Origin of the sequence: Streptomyces lasiicapitis, assembly GCF_014646335.1 — a bacterium.
Taxonomy (GTDB): domain Bacteria; phylum Actinomycetota; class Actinomycetes; order Streptomycetales; family Streptomycetaceae; genus Streptomyces; species Streptomyces lasiicapitis.
In genome coordinates this window covers 592,726-613,544 of record NZ_BMNG01000002.1, presented here as the reverse complement: position 1 = coordinate 613,544, position 20,819 = coordinate 592,726, and the positions used below count along the sequence as shown (strand labels likewise).

At 72.3% G+C, this 20,819-nt stretch carries 5 protein-coding genes; 3 read left to right on the top strand and 2 right to left on the bottom strand.

Annotated features, from left to right (window positions below):
- Positions 1 to 68 precede the first annotated feature (68 nt).
- Positions 69 to 15,632, bottom strand: a complete 15,564-nt coding sequence (locus IEY91_RS05825) for a type I polyketide synthase (protein WP_373287894.1) — start codon at positions 15,630 to 15,632, stop codon at positions 69 to 71.
- Positions 15,633 to 16,034: 402 nt separating this feature from the next.
- Here IEY91_RS05825 and IEY91_RS05820 point away from each other — a divergent pair, with 402 nt between their 5' ends.
- Positions 16,035 to 16,985, top strand: a complete 951-nt coding sequence (locus IEY91_RS05820) for an ABC transporter ATP-binding protein (RefSeq protein WP_204327968.1) — start codon at positions 16,035 to 16,037, stop codon at positions 16,983 to 16,985.
- On the top strand, positions 16,982 to 17,806 hold the full coding sequence (locus tag IEY91_RS05815) for an ABC transporter permease (RefSeq protein WP_164318072.1): 825 nt from the start codon (positions 16,982 to 16,984) through the stop codon (positions 17,804 to 17,806). The genes IEY91_RS05820 and IEY91_RS05815 overlap by 4 nt, the downstream gene beginning before the upstream one ends.
- Before the next feature lie 123 nt (positions 17,807 to 17,929).
- Here the strand turns inward: IEY91_RS05815 and IEY91_RS05810 are convergent, their stop codons facing one another.
- Positions 17,930 to 19,558: a flavin monoamine oxidase family protein gene (locus IEY91_RS05810; protein WP_164318074.1), complete on the bottom strand. Its 1,629-nt coding sequence runs from the start codon at positions 19,556 to 19,558 to the stop codon at positions 17,930 to 17,932.
- 511 nt (positions 19,559 to 20,069) lie between these two features.
- On the opposite strand from IEY91_RS05810, the gene IEY91_RS05805 reads away from it, so the two are divergent.
- Positions 20,070 to 20,819, top strand: a complete 750-nt coding sequence (locus tag IEY91_RS05805) for a P-loop NTPase family protein (protein WP_189173109.1) — start codon at positions 20,070 to 20,072, stop codon at positions 20,817 to 20,819.

Genomic DNA, 20,819 nt, shown 5'->3' with positions numbered 1-20,819 from the left:
GCGGGAGGGCAGGAGCAACAACCCCTACCCTCCCCCTACGGACCCTTTATGAATTCACTGGGATTACTTCAGGAGACGCCGAGTTCGTTGTCGATGAAGTCAAACATGTCATCGTCGTCGGCGTCTTCCAGCTTGTCCGCGACGGCCTCGGCGGCCAGTGCGTCCGCTCCGCCCGGTTCCGCGGCGTCCAGCCTGCCGAGCAGCGCCCGCAGCCTGCCGCGCACGGCGGCACGTTCGTCGTCGGACGGCGGGCCCGCGGCCAGGGCCGCCTCCAGGCCCGCGAGTTCGGCGACGACGCCTCCGGGGCGTGCCCCCACGGAACTCTCCGCCGCCGTGCCGTCGGCGTGCGGCAGGCTCTCGTCCAGATAGTCGGCGAGCGCGGTGGGCGACGGATAGTCGAAGATGAGGGTGGCGGGAAGGCGCAGCCCGGAAAGGGAGTTGAGCCGATTCCGGAGTTCCACGGCGGTGAGTGAATCGACGCCCAATTCCAGGAATCCGCGGGTGGCGCCGATCGCCTCCGGCCCGGAATGGCCGAGCACCGTCGCCACATTTCCGCGCACCGCGTCGAGCAGCGCCCGTTCGCGGTCCGCTCCGGAAAGTCCCGCCAATTGCTGGACGAGGGCGGGGGTGCCGGGATCCGTGCCGTTGGCCGCCGCCGGGTTTCCGGAGCGTGCTTGCGCCCTGTCGACGCGGCGGGCCGGGGTGCGGACCAGGTCCGAGAAGACGGGCTGTACGCCGTCGGGGCCCGCGGCGGCCCGCAGGGATGCGGTGTCCAGGCGGAGCGGGACGAGGGTCGCCGGGGCTTCGGGCGCGGTCAGGGTCCGGTCGGTCACCGCGGTGTCCAGGAGGGCCAGGCCCTCTTCCGTGGCCAGTGCCGCCACGCCGCCGCGCGCCATGCGGCCGAGGTCCGTGCCGTCCAGCTTGCCGGTCATGTCGCTGTCCTGCGCCCAGAGTCCCCAGGCCAGGGAGGTCGCCGGGAGGCCCTGGGCCCGGCGGACGACGGCGAGGGCGTCCAGGAGGCTGTTGGCGGCGGCGTAGTTGGCCTGCCCCGGGCTGCCGAGCACTCCGGCGGCGGAGGAGAACAGGACGAACGCGGACAGGTCGAGGCCGGCCGTCAGCTCGTGCAGGTGGAGCGCCGCGTCCGCCTTCGGACGCAGGACCGTGTCCAGGCGCTCGGGCGTCAGGGACGTGACGACGCCGTCGTCCAGGACTCCGGCCACGTGCACCACCGCCGACAGTTCACCGCCCGCCTCGTCCAGGAGGGCGGCCAGCGCGTCGCGGTCGGCGACGTCGCAGGCGGCCACGGTGACCTTGGTGCCCGCCGCTTCCAGTTCGGCGCGCAGTTCGTCCGCGCCCGCGGCGGCGTCGCCCCTGCGGGAGACCAGGAGGAGGTCCCGTACGCGGTGGTGTCCGGCGAGATGCCGCGCCACCACGCGGCCGAGGCCGCCGAAGGCGCCGGTGACGAGGACGGTGCCCTCGCCGAACGGGGCCGCGGCTTCCTCGGCCGGTGCGGCGGACACCCTCGTCGTCGGCCGCGTGAGCCGGGGGACCCATACCGCGCCGTCCCGCACGGCCACTTCGGGCTCGCCCGCGGCCAGGGCTGCGGCGAGCGCCGAGGCGTCGATCGGGTTCGCGCCCGTGCCCGAGTCGACGCCGGGAGCTGTCTCCGCGTCCACGAGGACGAACCGTCCCGGATTCTCCACCTGAGCGGAGCGCACGAGGCCCCAAAGCGCCGCGCCCGCGGGGTCGAGGTCCGCGCCTGTGCCCTCGACGGGGGCCGCGCCCCGCGTCACGACCACGAGCCGCGCGTCCGCGAACCGTTCATCGGCCAGCCAGGCCTGCACCACGCCCAGCGCGTCGGCAAGGAACGCGGAGACATCTTCCGGGCGTACGAGGGGACGTACGGGCCCGTCGGGGTCGGCAGCCGACGCCCTGACGCCGGCGGACGAGGCCGGCCACACCACTGTCGCCGGAAGCTCCTCCCCCGCCTCGACAGCCGCGCCCAGCACCGCCAGATCCGCGAACGATCGCGCCCCGGCCACCAGCCCGTCACCGCCGAGCACCGCCAGAGGCACCGGTTCGGCGGCAGCGGCGGGCTGCCGCTTCCACTCGACGTGGAACATCGAGTCGCGTACCGCACCGCCACCGAGTTGGTCGTCCGAGACCGGCCGCGATACGAGCGAGTCGACGGTGGCGACCACCTGGCCGCCCTCGTCCGCCAGCGTCAGGGTCACGGAGTCCGCCCCGGCACTGCTCAGCCGTACCCGTACGGTCGCGGCACCCGCCCGGCGCAGCCGGACTCCGCTCCAGGCGAAGGGCAGTCCCAGGCCCTGGCGTTCGTCGTCGCCGTCCTGCCGCCGGGGCAGGAGCAGGGTGGCGTGCAGCGCGGCGTCAAGGAGCGCCGGGTGCAGGGTGAAGGCCGCGGCGTCCGTCGCCTCTTCCTCCGGCAGGGCGACTTCGGCGAACACCTCGTCGCCGCGCCGCCAGGCCGCACGCAGCCCCTGGAACACGGGCCCGTAGCCGTATCCCGTCTCGGCGAGACGGTCGTAGAGGGAGTCCGCGTCGTCGATGGGCTCGGCACCCGTCGGCGGCCACTGGGCGAGGCCGCTCTCGGGCTCCTCCTCATCGGCTTCGTCAGGCGCGGAGGACAGGAATCCGGCGGCGTGGCGAACCCACGGCTCCTCGGGATCACCCTCGTCTCGGGAGTGCACACTCACCGAGGAGCGCCCGTTCTCGTCCGCCGCTCCGACACTCACCTGAAGCTGTACGGCGCCACGCTCGGGCAGCACCAGCGGGGCGGCCAGCGTCAGTTCCTCAAGCACCCCGCAGCCGACCTCGTCACCGGCCCGTATCGCCAGCTCCACGAACGCCGTACCCGGCAGCAGCACCCGCCCCGCCACCGCGTGATCCGCCAGCCACGGATGCGTCGCCACCGACAGACGGCCGGTCAGCAGGTGGCCGCCCGTGTCCACCAGGGGCACCGCCGCCCCCAGCAGCGGGTGCCCGGCCGACACAAGCCCGGTCGCCGACACATCACCTACGGCACCGGCGCCCGCACGCGGCCAGTAGCGGCGCCCTTGGAAGGCGTACGTGGGCAGATCCACGCGGTGCCGGGAGCCGGCAGGTTCGTACAGCGGGGCGAAGTCGACGTCGGCTCCGCGTACGTGGAGCCGGGCGAGGGCGGTCAGGAAGGTGTCCGGCTCCGGACGGTCCTTGCGAACGGCCGCGATCAGGCCGGTCTGGGCAGCCGGGTCGGTGAGGGTGTCGTGGGCCATCGCGGTCAGCACGGCGTCGGGGCCGAGTTCGAGGAGCGTCGTCGCGCCGAAGTCGGTGAGGGCGCCGAGGCCGCCGTGGAAGCGGACCGCGTCGCGGACGTGGCGGACCCAGTACTCGGGGTCCTGGAGCTGGGCGGGTTCGGCCAGTTCACCGGTCACGTTGGACACGACGGGGAGCACCAAATCCCGGTAGGTGAGGTTCTCGGCGACCTTACGGAAGTCGCCGAGGACCGGGTCCATGAGCGGCGAGTGGAAGGCATGGGACACCTTCAGCCGGCGCACCTTGCGGCCGTCGCCTCGGAAGGTCTCCTCCAGGCCCGCCAGAGCCTCGCCGTCACCGGAGAGCACCACCTGGGCGGGACCGTTGACGGCCGCCACGCCCACCTTGTCGGACATGCCTTCCAGCAGCGGGAGGACGTCCGCCTCGGTCGCCTGGACGGCGAGCATCGCACCGCCCTCGGGCAGGGACTGCATCAACCTGCCGCGCGCAGCGACGAGTTGGGCCGCATCCTCCAGCGACCACAGCCCCGCTACGTACGCAGCTGTCAGCTCGCCGATCGAGTGGCCGCCCACGATCTCCGGGCGCACACCGAACGACTCGGCCAGGCGGTACAGAGCCACCTCGACTGCGAACAGCGCGGGCTGCGCGTACCCCGTCTGCTCCAACAGCCCGGCATCCGTGCCGAACATCACGTCCTTCAGGGGCCGGTCAAGGAGCCCGTCCAGGTGCGCGCACACCTCGTCCAGCGCGTCCGCGAACACGGGGAAGGCCTCGTACAGCTCCCGTCCCATGCCGATGCGCTGGCTGCCCTGCCCGGTGAAGACGACGCCAAGACGGCCCTCGACCGCCGACCCCGACACCACACTCGAACCGCCTGCGACGATGACCTCAAGCCCGGCCAGGAACTCGTCCCGCTCACGACCGAAGACCACGGCCCGGTGCTCATGCGCAGCCCGGCCCGACAGCAATGACCAACCCACGTCAGCCGGTTCGAGCTCGGCCCGCGCCACCACGTGCTCGCGCAACCGCCCGGCCTGCGCCCGCAGCGCCTCCGCACTCCGCCCCGACACCAACCACGGTGTCGCAGTAGATAGAACGCTCGTTTTAGCAGCGACAGTAGGTGCCGCCACCGACGCCTGCTCCACGATCACATGGGCATTCGTCCCGCTCACACCGAACGACGACACCCCCGCACGACGCGGAGCACTCTCACGCCCCGGCCACTCCCGGGCCTCCGCAAGGAGCTCAACAGACCCCGCCGACCAGTCGACATGTGTGCTCGGCCGGTCCACGTGCAGTGTCTGCGGGAGGATGCCCTCCTGCATGGCCAGCACCATCTTGATGACACCGGCGACACCGGCCGCCGCCTGGGTGTGCCCGATGTTGGACTTGATGGAACCCAGCCACAGGGGCTCACCGGCCGACCGCTCCTTGCCGTACGTGGCGAGCAGCGCCTGAGCCTCGATCGGGTCCCCGAGCGTCGTGCCCGTGCCGTGGGCCTCCACTGCGTCGACGTCACCGGCCGTGAGACCGGCGTTCGCCAACGCCGCCCGGATCACGCGCTGTTGGGACGGACCGTTCGGAGCCGTGAGGCCATTGCTCGCACCGTCCTGGTTGACCGCAGAGCCACGTACGACAGCAAGAACCTCATGCCCAAGGCGCCGCGCGTCCGAAAGCCGCTCCAGCAACAGCAAGCCGACACCCTCACCCCAGCCCGTGCCATCGGCGGCCTCCGCGAACGCCTTGCAGCGGCCGTCGACGGCGAGCCCGCGCTGGCGGCTGAACTCCACGAAGGTGTCGGGCGTGGACATCACGGTCACGCCGCCTGCGAGAGCCATGTCGCACTCGCCCTGGCGCAGGGCCTGCGCGGCGAGGTGCAGGGCCACGAGCGACGACGAGCAGGCCGTGTCCACCGTGACTGCCGGGCCTTCGAGACCGAACGCGTACGACAGGCGGCCGGAGACGACGCTCGCCGCGTTGCCGGTGCCTAGGTAGCCCTCGCCGCGGTCGGGGGCGGTGCGCAGGACGTCTTCGTAGTCCTGGCCGTTGGTGCCGGAGAAGACGCCGGTACGGCTGCCGCGCAGGGTGGCCGGGTCGATGCCCGCCCGTTCGAAGGCTTCCCACGCGGTCTCCAGGAGGAGGCGCTGCTGCGGGTCCATGGCGAGGGCCTCGCGGGGCGAGATGCCGAAGAAGTCCGCGTCGAACTCGGCCATGTCGTGCAGGAATCCGCCCTCGCGGACGTAGCTCGTCCCGGCGTGGTCGGGGTCCGGGTGGTAGAGCGCGTCCACGTTCCAGCCGCGGTCGTCCGGCATGTCGCCGATGGCGTCCTTGCCGTCGTGGAGGAGCCGCCACAGGTCCTCCGGGGAACGCACGCCGCCCGGGAAGCGGCAGCTCATCGCCACGATCGCGATGGGGTCGCCGTCCACCGGTGCGCCTGGCACGGACGGGGCCGCGGCGGCCGAGGCGTGCGCCGGGGTGAGGCCGTCGAGGAGTTCACCGCGCAGGTGTCCGGCGAGAGCCGCCGGTGTGGGGTGGTCGAAGACGAGGGTCGCGGGGAGGTGGAGTCCGCTGGCGGCGCCGATGAGGTTCCGCAGTTCGACCGCGGTCAGCGAGTCGAAGCCGAGGTCCTTGAAGGGCCGGGTGGCGTCCACGGTCTTGGTCGCGGGGTAGCCGAGGACGGTGGCCACGCGGTCGCGGACGAGGTCGAGGAGCGCGCGCTCGCGTTCCGCGGCCGGCAGCGCGGCGAGTTGGTCCACCAGGGAGGACGGGGCCGCGCCCCGCGCCGATTGACGGTCCGGGCCGCTGGTCGATGCCTCCGTCGACGCGGGCGGGCCGGTGAGCTGGTCGAAGAGGTGGCAGGGGCGGGCCATGGCGTACGTCGGCGCGTACTGGTCCCATTCGACGTCGGCGAGGGTGATCGCGGCGGCCCCCGCCGTCGTAGCCACACCCGCCGTCGAACCCACGTCCGGATCCGAGACCGTGTCCGCCGCGCGCGCCGCGTCCGCGAGGAGCGCGCCCATCGCGGCGACGGCCAGGTCCGGTGCCATCGGGGGCATGCCGCTGCCGCGCACCCGCTGCTCCACCACCCCGCCGTCGACCGCCATGCCGCCGCCGGCCCACGGCCCCCAGGCCAGGGACAGCGCGGGCAGGCCGAGCGACCTGCGGTGTTCGGCGAAGGCGTCGAGGAAGGCGTTCGCGGCGGCGTAGTTGCCCTGGCCGCCGATGCCCATGGAGCCCGCGACAGACGAGAAGAGCACGAAGGCCGTCAGGTGGTCGCTGTCGTGCGTCAACTCGTGCAGGTTCAGGGCCGCTTGGGCCTTGGGACGGAAGACCGTGGCGAACCGCTCGGCGGTCAGGCCGTCGAGAACGCCGTCGTCCAGCACACCGGCCGTGTGGAACACCCCGGTCAGCGGCACGTCCTCAGGAATGCCGTCCAGAACCCGGGCCAGGGCCTCCCGGTCCGCCGCGTCGCACGCCGCGACAGTGACGCGTACGCCCATCTGCTCCAATTCCGCCCGGAGTTCGGGCGCTCCGGGGGCATCGGGACCGCGACGGCTCGTCAGTACGAGGTGCTCGGCACCCGCACCCGCCAGCCACCGCGCGACGTGCCCGCCGAGCGCACCGGTACCACCGGTGACAAGGACGGTGCCCCGCGACGACCACTCCGGGGAGCGCCCGGAGGACAACCCCGAGGGCCGCCCGGGAGACCGCTCCCCCGGCGCCACGTCACCCAAGGGCGCGCGCACCAACCGCCGCACGAACACCCCGGACCCACGCACCGCCACCTGGTCCTCGCCCGACGGCGCACCCAGGGCGTCGGCCAGCCGCAGCCCCGCCCGCTCGTCGGTGTGCGCGGGCAGGTCGACCAAGCCACCCCATCGCTGGGGCTGCTCCAGGGCCGCGACCCGACCCATGCCCCACACCGCCGCCTGCGCGGGCGCCGCCAGGCGGTCCGAGCGGCCCGTGGTCACCGCGCCGCAGGTGGCAGCCCACATCGGCGCGGCCACGTCAGCGTCACCCAGGGCCTGGAGGAGTGCGAGTACGCCCTCAAGTCCCGCGCCGACGGTCGGGTGGGCCGAACCTTCGGAGTCGTCGAGAGCCAGCAGCGAGAGCACTCCCTGGGGGTGGCCGACGCCCGACTCGACCTGCTCGTCGAGGAGTTCACGCAGCCTGCCGGCCAACACCTCGCGTCGGGCCTCGTCACCACCCACCGCGATCCGGATCACCCGCGCACCGCGCGCCTCCAGCCCGGCGACCGCGGCGGCCACCCACGGATGCGCGCCCTCGTCGGCGGGGGCGACCACCCACCACGTGCCGTCGAAGGCCGCGGGGGCGAGGCCCGCCAGCGGCTTCCACGACTCCCGGTACATCCACCGTCCGACCGTGGACGTCTCACGCCGCTGCCGCCGCCAGGACGAAAGCACCGGCAGGACCTCACCCAGCGCACCGCCCCTGACATCGCCCTCCGCGCCCAACTCGGCGCTCAGCGACTCCAGGTCCTCCCGCTCCACGGCCTCCCAGAAACGGGCCTCCACCTCGTCGCCGAACCCGTCCGCACGGGTGGCGGAGCCTGCGGTGGTCGCCGCCAACTCCAGCCAGTAATGGTCGCGTTGGAAGGCGTACGTGGGCAGGTCCACGCGACGGCGCGCCTCGACAGGGGCGTACAGCGGCGCCCAGTCGACCTCGACCCCGCGCACGTACGCCTTGGCGAGAGCGGTCAGGAAGGCATCCGTTTCCGGCCGGTCCTTGCGCAGGGCGCCGATCAGGCCCGCCTGCGCGGCCGGGTCCGTGAGCGTGTCATGCGCCATCGCCGTCAGCACGGAATCCGGGCCCAGCTCAAGGAGCGTCGTCGCACCGAAGGCGGCGACAGCGCCGAGACCGTCGTGGAAGCGGACGGCCTCACGGATGTGCCGGACCCAGTAGTCGGGGTCCTTCAACTCGTCGGCGGTGGCGAGCTTCCCGGTGAGGTTCGAGACGACCGGCAGCACCGGCTCCCCGTACGTCAGGCCCTCGGCCACACGCCGGAAGTCGTCGAGCACCGGGTCCATCAACGGCGAGTGGAAGGCATGGGACACCTTCAGCCAGCGCACCTTGCGCCCCGCGCCGCGAAGGATCTCTTCCAGGCCTTCCAGGACCGTGCGGTCACCGGAGAGGACCACCTGCGTGGGGCCGTTCACCGCCGCCACACCGGCGCGGTCCTCCATGCCCTCCAGCAGCGGCAGCACATCGCCCTCCGCCGCCTGCACGGCCAGCATCGCCCCGCCCTCAGGCAGCGACTGCATCAACCGGCCGCGTGCAGCCACCAGTTGGGCCGCATCCTCCAAGGACCACACTCCGGCTACGTACGCAGCGACAAGCTCACCAATGGAGTGCCCGCCCACGATCTCAGGCCGCACTCCCATGGACTCGGCAAGGCGGTAAAGGGCCACTTCCACCGCGAACAGCGCGGGCTGCGCGTACCCCGTCTGCTCCAACACGCCGGCGTCCGTACCGAACATCACGTCCTTGAGCGGACGATCCAGCAATCCGTCCAGGTGAGCGCAGACCTCGTCCAGCGCGTCCGCGAACACGGGGAACGTCTCGTACAACTCACGGCCCATACCGAGCCGTTGACTCCCCTGACCGGTGAAGACCACCCCGAGGCGGCCCTCGACCACCGACCCGGACACCACGCCCGAACCACTGCCGGAAGCCAAGGCCTCCAACCCGGACAGGAACTGTCCTCGTCCTTGGCCGATGACGACCGCCCGATGATCGAGCGCGGCCCGCCCGGACAGCAGGGACCAGCCCGCGTCGACACAGTCGAGCGTGTCGCACGCGGCGACGTGCTCGACGAGCCGCCCGGCCTGCGCGCGCAGCGCATCGGCGCTGCGCGCCGACACCAACCATGGAAGCACGCTGGATAGAACGCTCGTTTTAGCGGAGACAGTAGGTTCAGGGTCCGCCACCAGAACCTGCTCCACGATCACATGCGCGTTCGTACCGCTCACACCGAACGACGACACACCCGCACGACGCGGCGCACCCTCACGGCCCGGCCAGTCCCGGGCCTCCGTCAGCAGCTCAACAGCCCCCGCCGACCAATCCACATGAGAACTCGGCTCATCGACGTGCAGGGACGGCGGCAGGACACCGGCCCGCATCGCCATCACCATCTTGATGACGCCGGCGACACCGGCGGCGGCTTGGGTGTGGCCGATGTTGGACTTGATGGAGCCCAACCACAGGGGCTGACCAGCCGACCGCTCCTTGCCGTACGTGGCGAGGAGCGCCTGCGCCTCGATCGGGTCCCCGAGCGTCGTGCCCGTGCCGTGGGCCTCCACAGCGTCGACGTCACCAGCCGTCAGGCCCGCGTTCGCCAACGCCGCCCGAATTACGCGCTGTTGGGACGGACCGTTGGGGGCGGTGAGGCCATTGCTCGCACCGTCCTGGTTGACCGCGGAGCCACGTACGACAGCCAGAACCTCATGCCCAAGGCGCCGCGCGTCCGACAACCGCTCCAGCAACAGCAGACCGACACCCTCACCCCAGCCCGTGCCATCGGCGGCCTCCGCGAACGCCTTGCACCGGCCGTCGACGGCAAGTCCCCGCTGGCGGCTGAACTGCACGAACGTGTCCGGTGATGCCATGACGGTGACGCCGCCCGCGAGGGCCATGTCGCACTCGCCCTGGCGCAGGGACTGCGCGGCCAGGTGCAGGGCGACCAGGGATGCGGAGCAGGCCGTGTCGACGGTCACCGCGGGGCCTTCGAGGCCGAAGGCGTACGAGAGGCGGCCGGACATGACGCTGACGGCGTTGCCGGTGAGGACGTGGCCTTCGATGTCCTGGGGGACGGCGGAGTTGCGGGAGATGTAGTCGTCGCCGTTGGAGCCGACGAAGACGCCGGCGCGGGTGCCGCGCAGGGTCGTCGGGTCGATGCCCGCGCGCTCGAAGAGCTCCCAGGAGGTTTCCAGGAGGTGGCGCTGCTGGGGGTCCATGGCGAGGGCCTCGCGGGGCGAGATGCCGAAGAAGTCGGCGTCGAACTCGCCCGCGTCGCGCAGGAATCCGCCCTCGCGGACGTAGGTGCGGCCCGCGCGGTCGGGGTCCGGGTCGTACAGGTCGGCGAGGTCCCAGCCGCGGTCGGCGGGGAACTCGCCCATGGCGTCGCGGCCTTCGGCGACCAGGCGCCACAGGTCCTCCGGGGAACGTACGTCGCCCGGGAAGCGGCAGCTCATCGCGACGATGGCGATGGGGTCGCCGTCGTCCGGAGCGTTGTCGGCGGTGACCCTGGGGGCGCTCTCGCTCGTCTGTGCGGCGCCGAACGCCTCGTCACGCAAGTAGGCGGCGAGGACGGTCGAGTTGGGGTAGTCGAAGACGAGTGAGGCGGGCAGGCGCAGGGCGGTGGCGGCCTGGACGCGGTTGCGGAGTTCCACGGCGGTGAGCGAGTCGAAGCCCAGCTCGCGGAACGCGCGGGCGGGGTCGATGGCGTCGGGCGCGGAGTGGCCGAGGACGGCGGCGGCCTGGGAGCGTACGAAGGTGACGAGGGCGGCGTCGCGCTCCGCGGCGGGGAGCGGGGCGAGCCGTCGTATCCAGTCCGGGCCGGTGACGGTGGGGGTGCCGGAGGGGGCAGGGGTGCCGCCGTCCGCCGGGTCGGCGGTCAGTCGCCGCACCTCGGGGATGGCGTCGAACAGCGGGTTGGGGCGGGCCGCGATGAAGCCCGGCAGGAAGGTGTCCCAGTCGACGGCGGCGATGACGACGTTGGCGTCGCCGCGTTCGACGGCGTCCCGCAGGGCGGCGACCGCGGGCTCGGGCGGCATGGGCGGCATGCCGTCGCGCCGTGCGCGGTCGGAGCGTACGGCGGTGTCGGCGAGACCGGCGCCGTCCCAGGTGCCCCAGGCGATGGAGGTCGCGGGCAGCCCGTCGGCGCGGCGCTGTTCGGCGAGGGCGTCGAGGTAGGCGTTGGCGGCGGCGTAGTTCGCCTGGCCGGCGCTGCCGAGGGCGCCGGACGCGGACGAGTACAGGACGAAGGCGTCCAGGTCCAGGTCGCGGGTGAGTTCGTGGAGGGCGGCGGCCGCAGGGGACTTGGGGCGCAGCACGCCGTCGAAGCGGGCGGGGGTGAGGCCGTCGACGATGCCGTCGTCCAGGATTCCGGCGGTGTGGACGACGGCTGTCAGGGGTGTGTCGGCGGGTATCTCGTCGAGGACGCGTGCGAGCGCCTCGCGGTCCGCCGCGTCGCAGGCCGCGACGGTCACCCGGGCGCCGTGCGCCTCCAGCTCCGCGCGCAGTTCGGTCGCTCCGGGGGCGTCGAGGCCGCGGCGGCTCGTGAGGACGAGGTGTGCGGCGCCCTCGCGTGCCAGCCAGCGGGCGACGTGCCCGCCGAGTGCGCCCGTGCCGCCGGTGACCAGGACGGTGCCTCGCGGCGTCCATCGGGTGTGCCGGGTGAGGTCGGCGCCCGTTGCCTCTCCCCTGAGGAGGCGGCGTACGAAGACTCCGGAGCCGCGCACCGCGAGCTGGTCCTCGGCGCTGGTACCGGCCGCGGTTCCTTGGGTGGCCGCGGCGAGGATGGCGGTGAGGCGGGAGCCCGCGCGGGTGTCGTAGGTGGGGGGTACGTCGACGAGTCCGCCCCAGCGGTCGGGGTGTTCGAGCGCGACGGTCCGGCCGAGGCCCCACAGGTGGGCCTGGGCGGGGTGGTCGAGGCGGTCGCTTCGGCCCGTCGAAACGGCGCCCTGGGTCAGGGCCCACAGGCGGGCATCGGACCCGGTGTCGCCGAGCGCCTGCACCAGTGCGACGGTGGCCGCGAGCCCGGCGGGGACGGCGGAGTGGTCTTCGAGGGGGGTTTCGTCGAGCCCGAGCAGGGAGACGACGCCGACGAACGGGACGTCGGCGGAGTCGGAGCCTGCGCCTGCGCCTGCGCCTGCGTCGTCATTCCCTGCATCGTCCCCGGCCACCTCCCGCAACCGCTCCCCCAGCGCCGCACGCGTCACCGACCCCGCGCCCACGCCCCACCGCACCGGCTCAGCGCCCGAGGCGCCCAACGCGTCGATGACCCCCGTGACCCACGGGTGATCCTGCGCGCTGTCGGGCACCACGACCAGCCACCGCCCCGAAAGCCCGGCCGACGGCATGCGTCCGCCCGGCAGCGGCTGCCAGGCGACGCGGTGGCGCCAGCTGTCGATGACGGCGCGCTCGCGGCGCTGCCGCCGCCACGCGGAGAGGCCGGGCAGCACCTCGCTGAGCGCGCCCTGCGCCGCTCCGCCGAGGGTTTCACCGAGGGTGGAGGTCAGTTCGTCGACGTCCTCGCGTTCCACGGCGTCCCAGAAGCGCGTCTCGGCGGCATCCGTCGCGGCGGGAGCGCCACCGCTGCCGCTGCCGGGCGCTCGCTCCTCGGTGAGCCAGAAATGCCGCCGCTGGAAGGGATACGTGGGCAGGTCCACGACGGCCCGCCCGCCCGGGAAGAGCGCGGCCCAGTCCAGCTCCGCGCCCCGGACGTGGGCCTCGGCGAGGGAGGCGAGCAGGCGCCGGGCGCCGCCCTCGTCACGGCGGAGGGAGCCGAGGGTGGAGGCGGGGCTCTCGGCGTCGTCGATGGTGGCCTGGACCGGGACGGTCAGGACCGGATGCGGGCTCATCTCGATGAACAGGTCGTGGCCCTCGGCCAGGAGACCGCGGGTGGCGTGCTCGAAGAGGACGGTCCGGCGCAGGTTGCGGTACCAGTAGTCCGCGTCCATGAGGGTGTCGTCGGTCAGCCAGTCGCCGGTGAGGGTGGAGTACAGCGGTACGTCGGGCGAGCGGGGCGCGACGGGGGCGAGGACCCGCGCGAGGTGCTCCTCGATGGCTTCGACGTGCGCGGAGTGCGAGGCGTAGTCGACGGGGATGGTGCGGGCGCGGATGTCGCGGGCCACGCACTGCGCGACGAGTTCCTCCAGGGCCTGCGAGGAGCCGGAGACGACGACGTGCGCGGGGCCGTTGACGGCGGCCACGGAGAGGTCGTCGCCCCACTGGGCCAGGATGGTGCGCGCCTGCTCTTCGGGCAGGGGTACGGAGACCATGCCGCCGCGGCCGGAGAGTTCGAGGATGGCCTGGCTGCGCAGCGCCACCACCCAGGCGGCATCCTCCAGGGACAGCGCGCCCGCGACACACGCGGCGGCGATCTCGCCCTGGCTGTGGCCGACCACGGCGGCGGGTTCGACTCCGGCCGCACGCCACACGGCGGCCAGCGACACCATCACGGCGAACAGCACGGGCTGGACGACGTCCACGCGGTCGAACCGTTCGCCGCTCAGCTCGTCGAACAGGTCCCAGTCCACGAACGGGCCGAGCGCGTCCGCGCACTCCCCCATCCGCTCGGCGAACACCGGGCTGGAGTCGAGGAGTTCACGCGCCATGCCCGCCCACTGCGACCCCTGCCCCGGGAACACGAACACGGGACGGACACCACCGGAGGTGGTACCGCCCTGCGCCCGCCCGGACACCACCTGAGCGACCGCCGCCCCACCGGAAGACACCACCTGTCCCGACGTGGCGTCGTCCGCCGCCAAGGCCTCAAGCCCGGCAAGGAGTTCGTCCCGGTCCCGTCCGACGACGACACCCCGGTGCTCGAACCGCGACCGCGCCACCGCCAGCGACCAGGCCACATCCCCCACGCCCAACTCGCCGTGGGCGAGCAGGTGTTCACGGAGCCGCCCGGCCTGCGCCCGCAGCGCCTCCGGAGTCTTCGCCGACAGGGCCACGGGGACGAGCCCCGCCACAACCGCCGACGCGGCACCTCCGGAGGACTCACCCTCCGAGAAGGCAGCGTCGCCCACCGCCTCCTCGGCAGGCGGCTGCTCGACGACGACATGCGCGTTCGTACCACTCATCCCGAACGACGAGACACCCGCGCGCCGCGGCGCGCCGTCGGCCCGCTCGGGCCAGGCCCGCGCCTCGGTGAGCAGCTCGACGGCCCCCTCGGACCAGTCCACGTGCGAGCTGGGCTCGTCGACGTGCAGGGTCTTCGGCAGCAGTCCTTGGTCGATCGCCTGGACCATTTTGATGACGCCGACGACACCCGCGGCGGCCTGCGTGTGGCCGACGTTGGACTTCAACGAGCCGAGCCACAAAGGCTCCTGGCCCTCGGGCCGGTCCTTGCCGTACGTGGAGATGAGGGCCTGCGCCTCGATGGGGTCGCCGAGGGTGGTGCCGGTGCCGTGCGCCTCGACGGCGTCGACGTCGGCGGGCGTGAGGCCCGCGTCGGCGAGGGCGGCACGGATGACGCGCTGCTGGGAGGGACCGTTCGGGGCGGTCAGCCCATTGCTGGCGCCGTCCTGGTTGACGGCGGAGCCGCGTACGACGGCGAGGACCCGGTGACCGTTGCGGCGCGCGTCGGACAGCCGCTCAAGCACCAGCATGCCGACGCCCTCGCCCCACGCCGTGCCGTCCGCGGCCTGCGCGAAGGGCTTGCAGCGGCCGTCGGCGGCGAGGCCGCGCTGGCGGCTGAAGGCGAGGAAGGAGCCGGGCGAGGCCATGACCACGACGCCGCCCGCGAGGGCGAGGGCGCACTCGCCCTGCCGCAGCGCCTGCACGGCCAGGTGCAGGGCGACGAGGGAAGAGGAGCAGGCCGTGTCGACCGTCATGGTCGGGCCCTGCAGGCCGAGGGTGTAGGCGATGCGGCCGGAGGCGACGCTGGCGGCGGTGCCGGTGACGAGGTAGCCCTCCAGGCCGTCGCCCGCGTCGCTGAGGCGGGGGCCGTACTCCTGGGTCTCGGCGCCGACGAAGACACCGGTGCCGGAGTCGCGCAGCGTGGCGGGGTCGATGCCCGCGCGCTCCAGGGCTTCCCAGGAGGCCTCGAGGAGGAGGCGCTGCTGCGGGTCCGTGGCGAGGGCCTCGCGGGGCGAGAGGCCGAAGAAGTCGGCGTCGAACTCGCCCGCGTCGTGCAGGAATCCGCCCTCGCGGACATAGCTGGTGCCGGGCCGGTCGGGGTCGGTGTCGTACAGGGCGGAGAGGTCCCAGCCGCGGTCGGCCGGGAAGTCGGAGATGGCGTCGACGCCGTCGGCGACCAACTGCCAGAGCTCTTCGGGGGTTTCCACGCCGCCGGGCAGCCGGCAGCTCATGGCGACGATGGCGATGGGCTCGTCGTCGGCGCGGCGGGCCGCGGCGGGAACGTACGCGGTGTCGGCGGTGTCGAAGAGTTCGGCGCGCAGATGGCGGGCGAGGGCGTCGGCGCTGGGGTGGTCGAAGACGGTGGTGACGGGCAGCTTGAGGCCGGTGGCGCGCTGGAGGCGGCGGTGCAGCTCCACGGCGGTCAGGGAGTCGAGTCCCAGATCGAGGAAGGGGCGCGACAGATCGCCGGACGGACGTTCGCCGTCGGCGCCGCCGAGGACGGCGGCGACTTCCCCAGCCACCATGGCGCGAAGCCGCCGTTCCTGTTCCGCGCGCGGACGGCCTTCGAGGGTGTCGCGCAGGCTCTCCGGATGCGGCCGGACCTCCGGGTGAGAATTGTCCGCGAATTCCTCGAAGTCGCTCATTGTTCCACTCCGTAGCACCGGCCGAGATGGCTTTCAGAAATTCTCTGACTGTACTCGGGTAAATTCACAGAGCGCGCTTCAGAACGCCGCAGAATTCCTGGCCGCACTTCAGATAAATTTGCCCACAATACCGTGGCAGGCTAACAGTGCGTTCTCCGTCCCCCTACCCCTAACCAGCCCCTATGGGGGCGGTGCGGCGGGCGGATACAGGGGTGTTCGGGAAAGTCGCCCGGCTCTAGGGTCGGGCACGTGGAAAATGCCGTCCGGGTTGAGAATCTGGTGAAACAGTACGCGTCCGACGCACGCCGCGTTGTCGACGGCCTGAGCTTCGATGTGTACAGGGGCGAGGTGTTCGGCCTGCTCGGCCCCAATGGCGCGGGGAAAAGCACGACGGTGGGCATGATGACCACCCGGGTGCGGCCGACCTCGGGCGAAGTCGTCATCGACGGCGTGGACGTGGTCGCGCGGCCGAGACAGGCGAAGCGGGTGCTCGCGGTGGTGCCGCAGCGCAACAACCTCGACCGCTCGCTCTCGGTGCGTCAGAACCTGCTGTTCCACGCCACGTACCACGGCATGCCGCGGGCCGAGCGGCGCGCGCGGGCCGATGAGCTCCTGGAGCAGATGGGCCTGGCCGACTACCGCAAGTCGAAGGTCGACGACATGTCCGGCGGGCAGGTGCAGCGTGTGATGATCGCGCGGGCGCTGATGCACCGTCCGAGCGTGCTGTTCCTCGACGAGCCCGCGACCGGACTCGACCCGCAGGCGCGGCTTTTCGTGCACGAGCGGGTCGTCGAACTCGCCGGGCGGGGTGTGACGGTGGTCGTCACCACTCACGACATGGACGAGGCCGCCAAGCTCTGCGACCGCGTCGGCATCGTCGACCGGGGCACCCTGCTGGCCCTGGACACCCCCGAGGGCCTGGGCAAACTGCTGCCCGCGCACTCGACGCTCGCGCTGACCGTGGAGTCGGCGCAGGGTCCCGCGCCGGTGGCGAAGCTGCTCGCGGACCTTCCCGGGGTGCGCCAGGTCGACGAAGACGAAGGGGCGCCGGGCACACCGCCCGTGGACGGCTTCCGGTTCCGCATCTACACGGACACCGAACCGGTGGCGGCGCTGCAGCCCGCGCTCGCGGCGCTGACGGCCGCGGACCACCGGGTGACGGATGTCGGCGTCGGAAAGGTGTCCCTGGAAGACGTCTTTCTCCACCTCACCGGAAAGAACCTGCGATGACTGCGACGACCGCGACCGAAGCACCCGCCGCGGAGGTCACTGCCGCGCCGGCCAAGAGCCAGCTGCACACCTTCGGCGCCATCCTGTGGCGCGATGTCTTCGTCGCCCTGCGGCAGTTCCCGACGTTCATCGGGCAGGCCATCATCCAGCCGTTCTTCACGCTGTTCGTGTTCGGCGTGCTGCTCAGCGACGCGGGATATGTGGACGGCGACTACAGCGCGGTCCTGCTGCCCGGTGTGCTCGCCCTGAACGGATTCCTCGGCGGCATGCAGAACACGGCGCTGCCGCTCGTCGTCGATTTCTCGTACACGCGGGAGATCGAGGACCGGCTGCTCTCACCCATCTCGCTGCGCCTGGTGGCCGTGGAGAAGATCCTCTTCGGCGCGCTGTACGGATTCGTGGCGTCGCTGATGATGACGCCGGTCGGCATGATCCTCCTGGACCTTTCGTGGCCGATCAGCAAGACCGTACCCGCTCTCGGCATCGCCGGGCTCGGCGCGCTCGCCGGGGCGTCGATCGGTCTGTGCCTGGGCACGTCGGTGAGCAGCGACAAGGTGGACGTGATGTTCACCCTCGTCCTGATGCCGCTGCTGTTCACGGGCTCCACGCAGTTCCCGCTGGTCGCGCTTGACGAGGTGCGCTGGTTCCAGGTGATCTGCGGCGCCAATCCGCTGTCGTACGCCAGTGAGGGCATGCGGGCCGTGACGTCCCCGAACGTCGAGCACATGCCGCTGCCGATCACGCTGATCGTGCTCGTCGGCTCCATCTGTCTGTTCGCGACGGTGGGGATACGCGGGTTCCTGCGGCGCGCGCAGGCGTGAGACGTACACGGCGTACACGGCGTACACAGTGGGCGCGGAGACAACGTACGCACTGGAAGGGCCCCGGAGCGGTGAGTCGCTCCGGGGCCCTTTCCGTTGCTCGTCTGCTCGTTCCTCGTGCGCTCAGTCCTCGGGCAGGTCCACGGGCGCGAGGTCCGCGAACAGGTCGCCGGGCCCTGGGTTCAACGGCATGGTGGCGCCCCCGAGATGGCGCTGGACGCCCCAGAGGGCGTTGAGGCCGGTCGTCACGGCGCCCTCGGCGAAGCCCGCCGTCCAGGAGACGTCGTCACCGGCGAGGAAGAAGCCGCGCTGGGTGCGCGCCAGGTCCTCCTGCATGAAGTGGGTGAACAGCCGCCGCTGGTAGCGGTAGTGGCCCGGCAGGTTCGCCTTGAAGGCGCCCTGGAAGTGCGGGTCGGTCTCCCAGGTGACCGTGCGCGGAGGGGCGATGACGCGGGAGCGGATGTCGACGCCGGGGTAGATGCCGGCGAGCGCGTCGAGGACGCCGTCCAGGCGCTCCTCGGGGGTCAGCGGGGCCATCTTCAGGGAGTCGTCGTTCCAGGTGTACGACAGGCACATGACGCCGGGGCGGTCGGGGCCCTCGTCGAAGAGGTAGACGCCGCGGGGCATGCGGTCGGTGAGGGTCGTACTCATCACGTCGCGGCCGGTGAGCGGGTCGCGTTCGCGCCAGAAGGGGCGGTCGACGAGGACGAACAGCTTGGACGAGCCCATGTAATGGCTGCGTTCCACCGCGGTCCACACGGGCGTGGGCAGCAGCGCCTGGTCGCAGCGGACGTTGGTGACCAGCGTCCGCTTGTGCGGGGTGAACACGGCCGTCGGGAAGGTGCGGGCCGTGCCGCTCCTGTCGTGGACGGTGATGCCGCGGGCGGTGCGCTCGACGCGGGCGACGCCGCCGCGGGGGCCGCCGCGGTGCAGGGTCTCCAGGGAGGTGCCCGCGGGCCAGTGCACGAGGTCGTCGGGCGCGCGGGACCACAGGCGCTGGGGAAGCTGCTGGGAGCCGCCGACGACGAGCCGGTGGTCGTCCTCGGCGCCGGTGTAGACGACGCGCAGGATCTCCAGCATGGAGTTGGGGAAGTCGGTGTCCCAGCCGCCGGCGCCGAAGCCGACCTGCCCGAATATCTCGCGGTACTTGAAGGACTGGAAGGACGGCGAGCGGGAGAGGAAGCCGTAGAAGGACTCGTCGTCCAGGGCGCGCACCAGCGGGTTCCAGATGGCTTTGATGGCGGCGGTGTCGCGGCGGCGGATCGCGTCGTCCATGGCGAACAGCTCGGCGTGCTCCTGGAGGGTCTTGTCCCAGGCCATGCCGACTTCCTGGTAGATGTCCGGGAGTTCGGTGGCGCGCCGGGCGTAGTGCCGGGTGCCGTTGAGGGCGACGACGGTGCTGCCGCTCGCGGCGGTCAGCGGGTTGGGGAAGGGCCGCGTCTCGAGGCCGACCAGATCCAGGTAGTGCCGCAGCGCGGTCGCCGACGCGGGGAAGCGCATGGCGCCGAGCTCGGCCACTGCGTCCGGGCCGCCGTCGAAGCCCGCCGAGCGCATCCGGCCGCCCACCTGCCCGGCCTCGTAGACCACGGGGCGCAGCCCGAGGCGCATGAGTTCGTAGGCGGTGACGAGGCCCGATATGCCCGCACCGATCACCGCGACGGGTGTCCCGAACTCGCCTTCCGGGATTTCGCCGAGGCCGTGCGGACTCGACAGCCATTCGTCGTACGCGAAGGGAAAGTCCGGGCCGAGCATGGTGATGGAATCTGTTGTTCCGAGACGCGAACTGCCGTTGAGGGCAACCAACGGATACTCCTCTGACCGTGGTGGAGGCCGGCCCGGGGTTACGTTGCAGACGGCCGCGGTGAACCGGGCTGCGGCAGCAGGAGAAGGGTCCGCGATCGGCACGGCCGGGCCTCGCCCCGTGGGGGCCGGTCGGACCCGCGAATCGCCCTCGAATCGACGGCACGTCTGACGGTGCCCTTGATTATGGCGACTGCTCGGGGGTGCTCAGAAACCCCTCAACATCCCCTTACGCCTCCTACGTTGCGCAGGGGGCGGCGCCCGGCCCGTGCGGGCGACGCGGGAGGGACGGGCCGAAAAATTCAGGCGACACGCAATGAGTACTTTAGTAGCCAGGTCTCGATCCTGAAGACTGTACGAAAGTCAGCGGAAGCCCTGAAATGATCTAGGGTGTCCGCACCGCGCTCCCCCACAGTCCCCGCGTGCCCGCACCCAGCACCATTCGCCAGGAAGGGAAGACTCCATGCATTCAGGGTCGGACGGCCGGAGGTTCGCGGTGCATGACCACCGGCCGGGTGCCACACCGGGCGGATCTCCGCCGGAGCCCTTGGCCCTGGAGGTGCGGCGCACGGCGGACGAGGCGTCCGGCGCCCTCGGCGCCCGTGCGGCGAGCGGGGCCCGCCCCCTGCGGATCGAGCCCCACGCGTGCGTGGCGGCGTTCTCCGACGACGACGCGGCCGACTTGTTCCTGGCCCGGCTGCTGCGCGGCGACAGACCGGGGCGTTCCGTGTCGGTGTACGGCGTGGACGTGCGCGCCGACCGCGCGGCAGTGCAGCGGCTCGTCGGCGTGGTGTCGGTGGGCATGCCGCTGCCCGAAGTCCCGGTCCGTGACGCCCTGATGACGGCGGGGAGACACAAGGGCCTGTCCGCGGAGACGGCGTCGCAGCGCACCGCGGACTTAACGGACGTGCTCGGCCTGCGCGCGGTCGAGCACGCCGCCGTGTCCGGCCTCTCCCCCGGCCAGCGCTCGCGCGTGGCCCTCGGCTGCGCGCTGCTGCACGTACCGAAGCTGCTGCTGCTGTGTCAGCCGCTGGACGACGTGGACAGCGCGTCCGAGAAGATCATCTGCCGGGTCCTTGGCCGCTATACGGCGTCGACCGGGACCGCGGTGTTCTCCACCCGGTCCCGGTCGACCGCACACCGCGTCGCGGGCCGGGTGTTCTCGGTCCACGACGACGAGGTGTGCTTCACGTGCCCTTCGGCGCCCCACTGA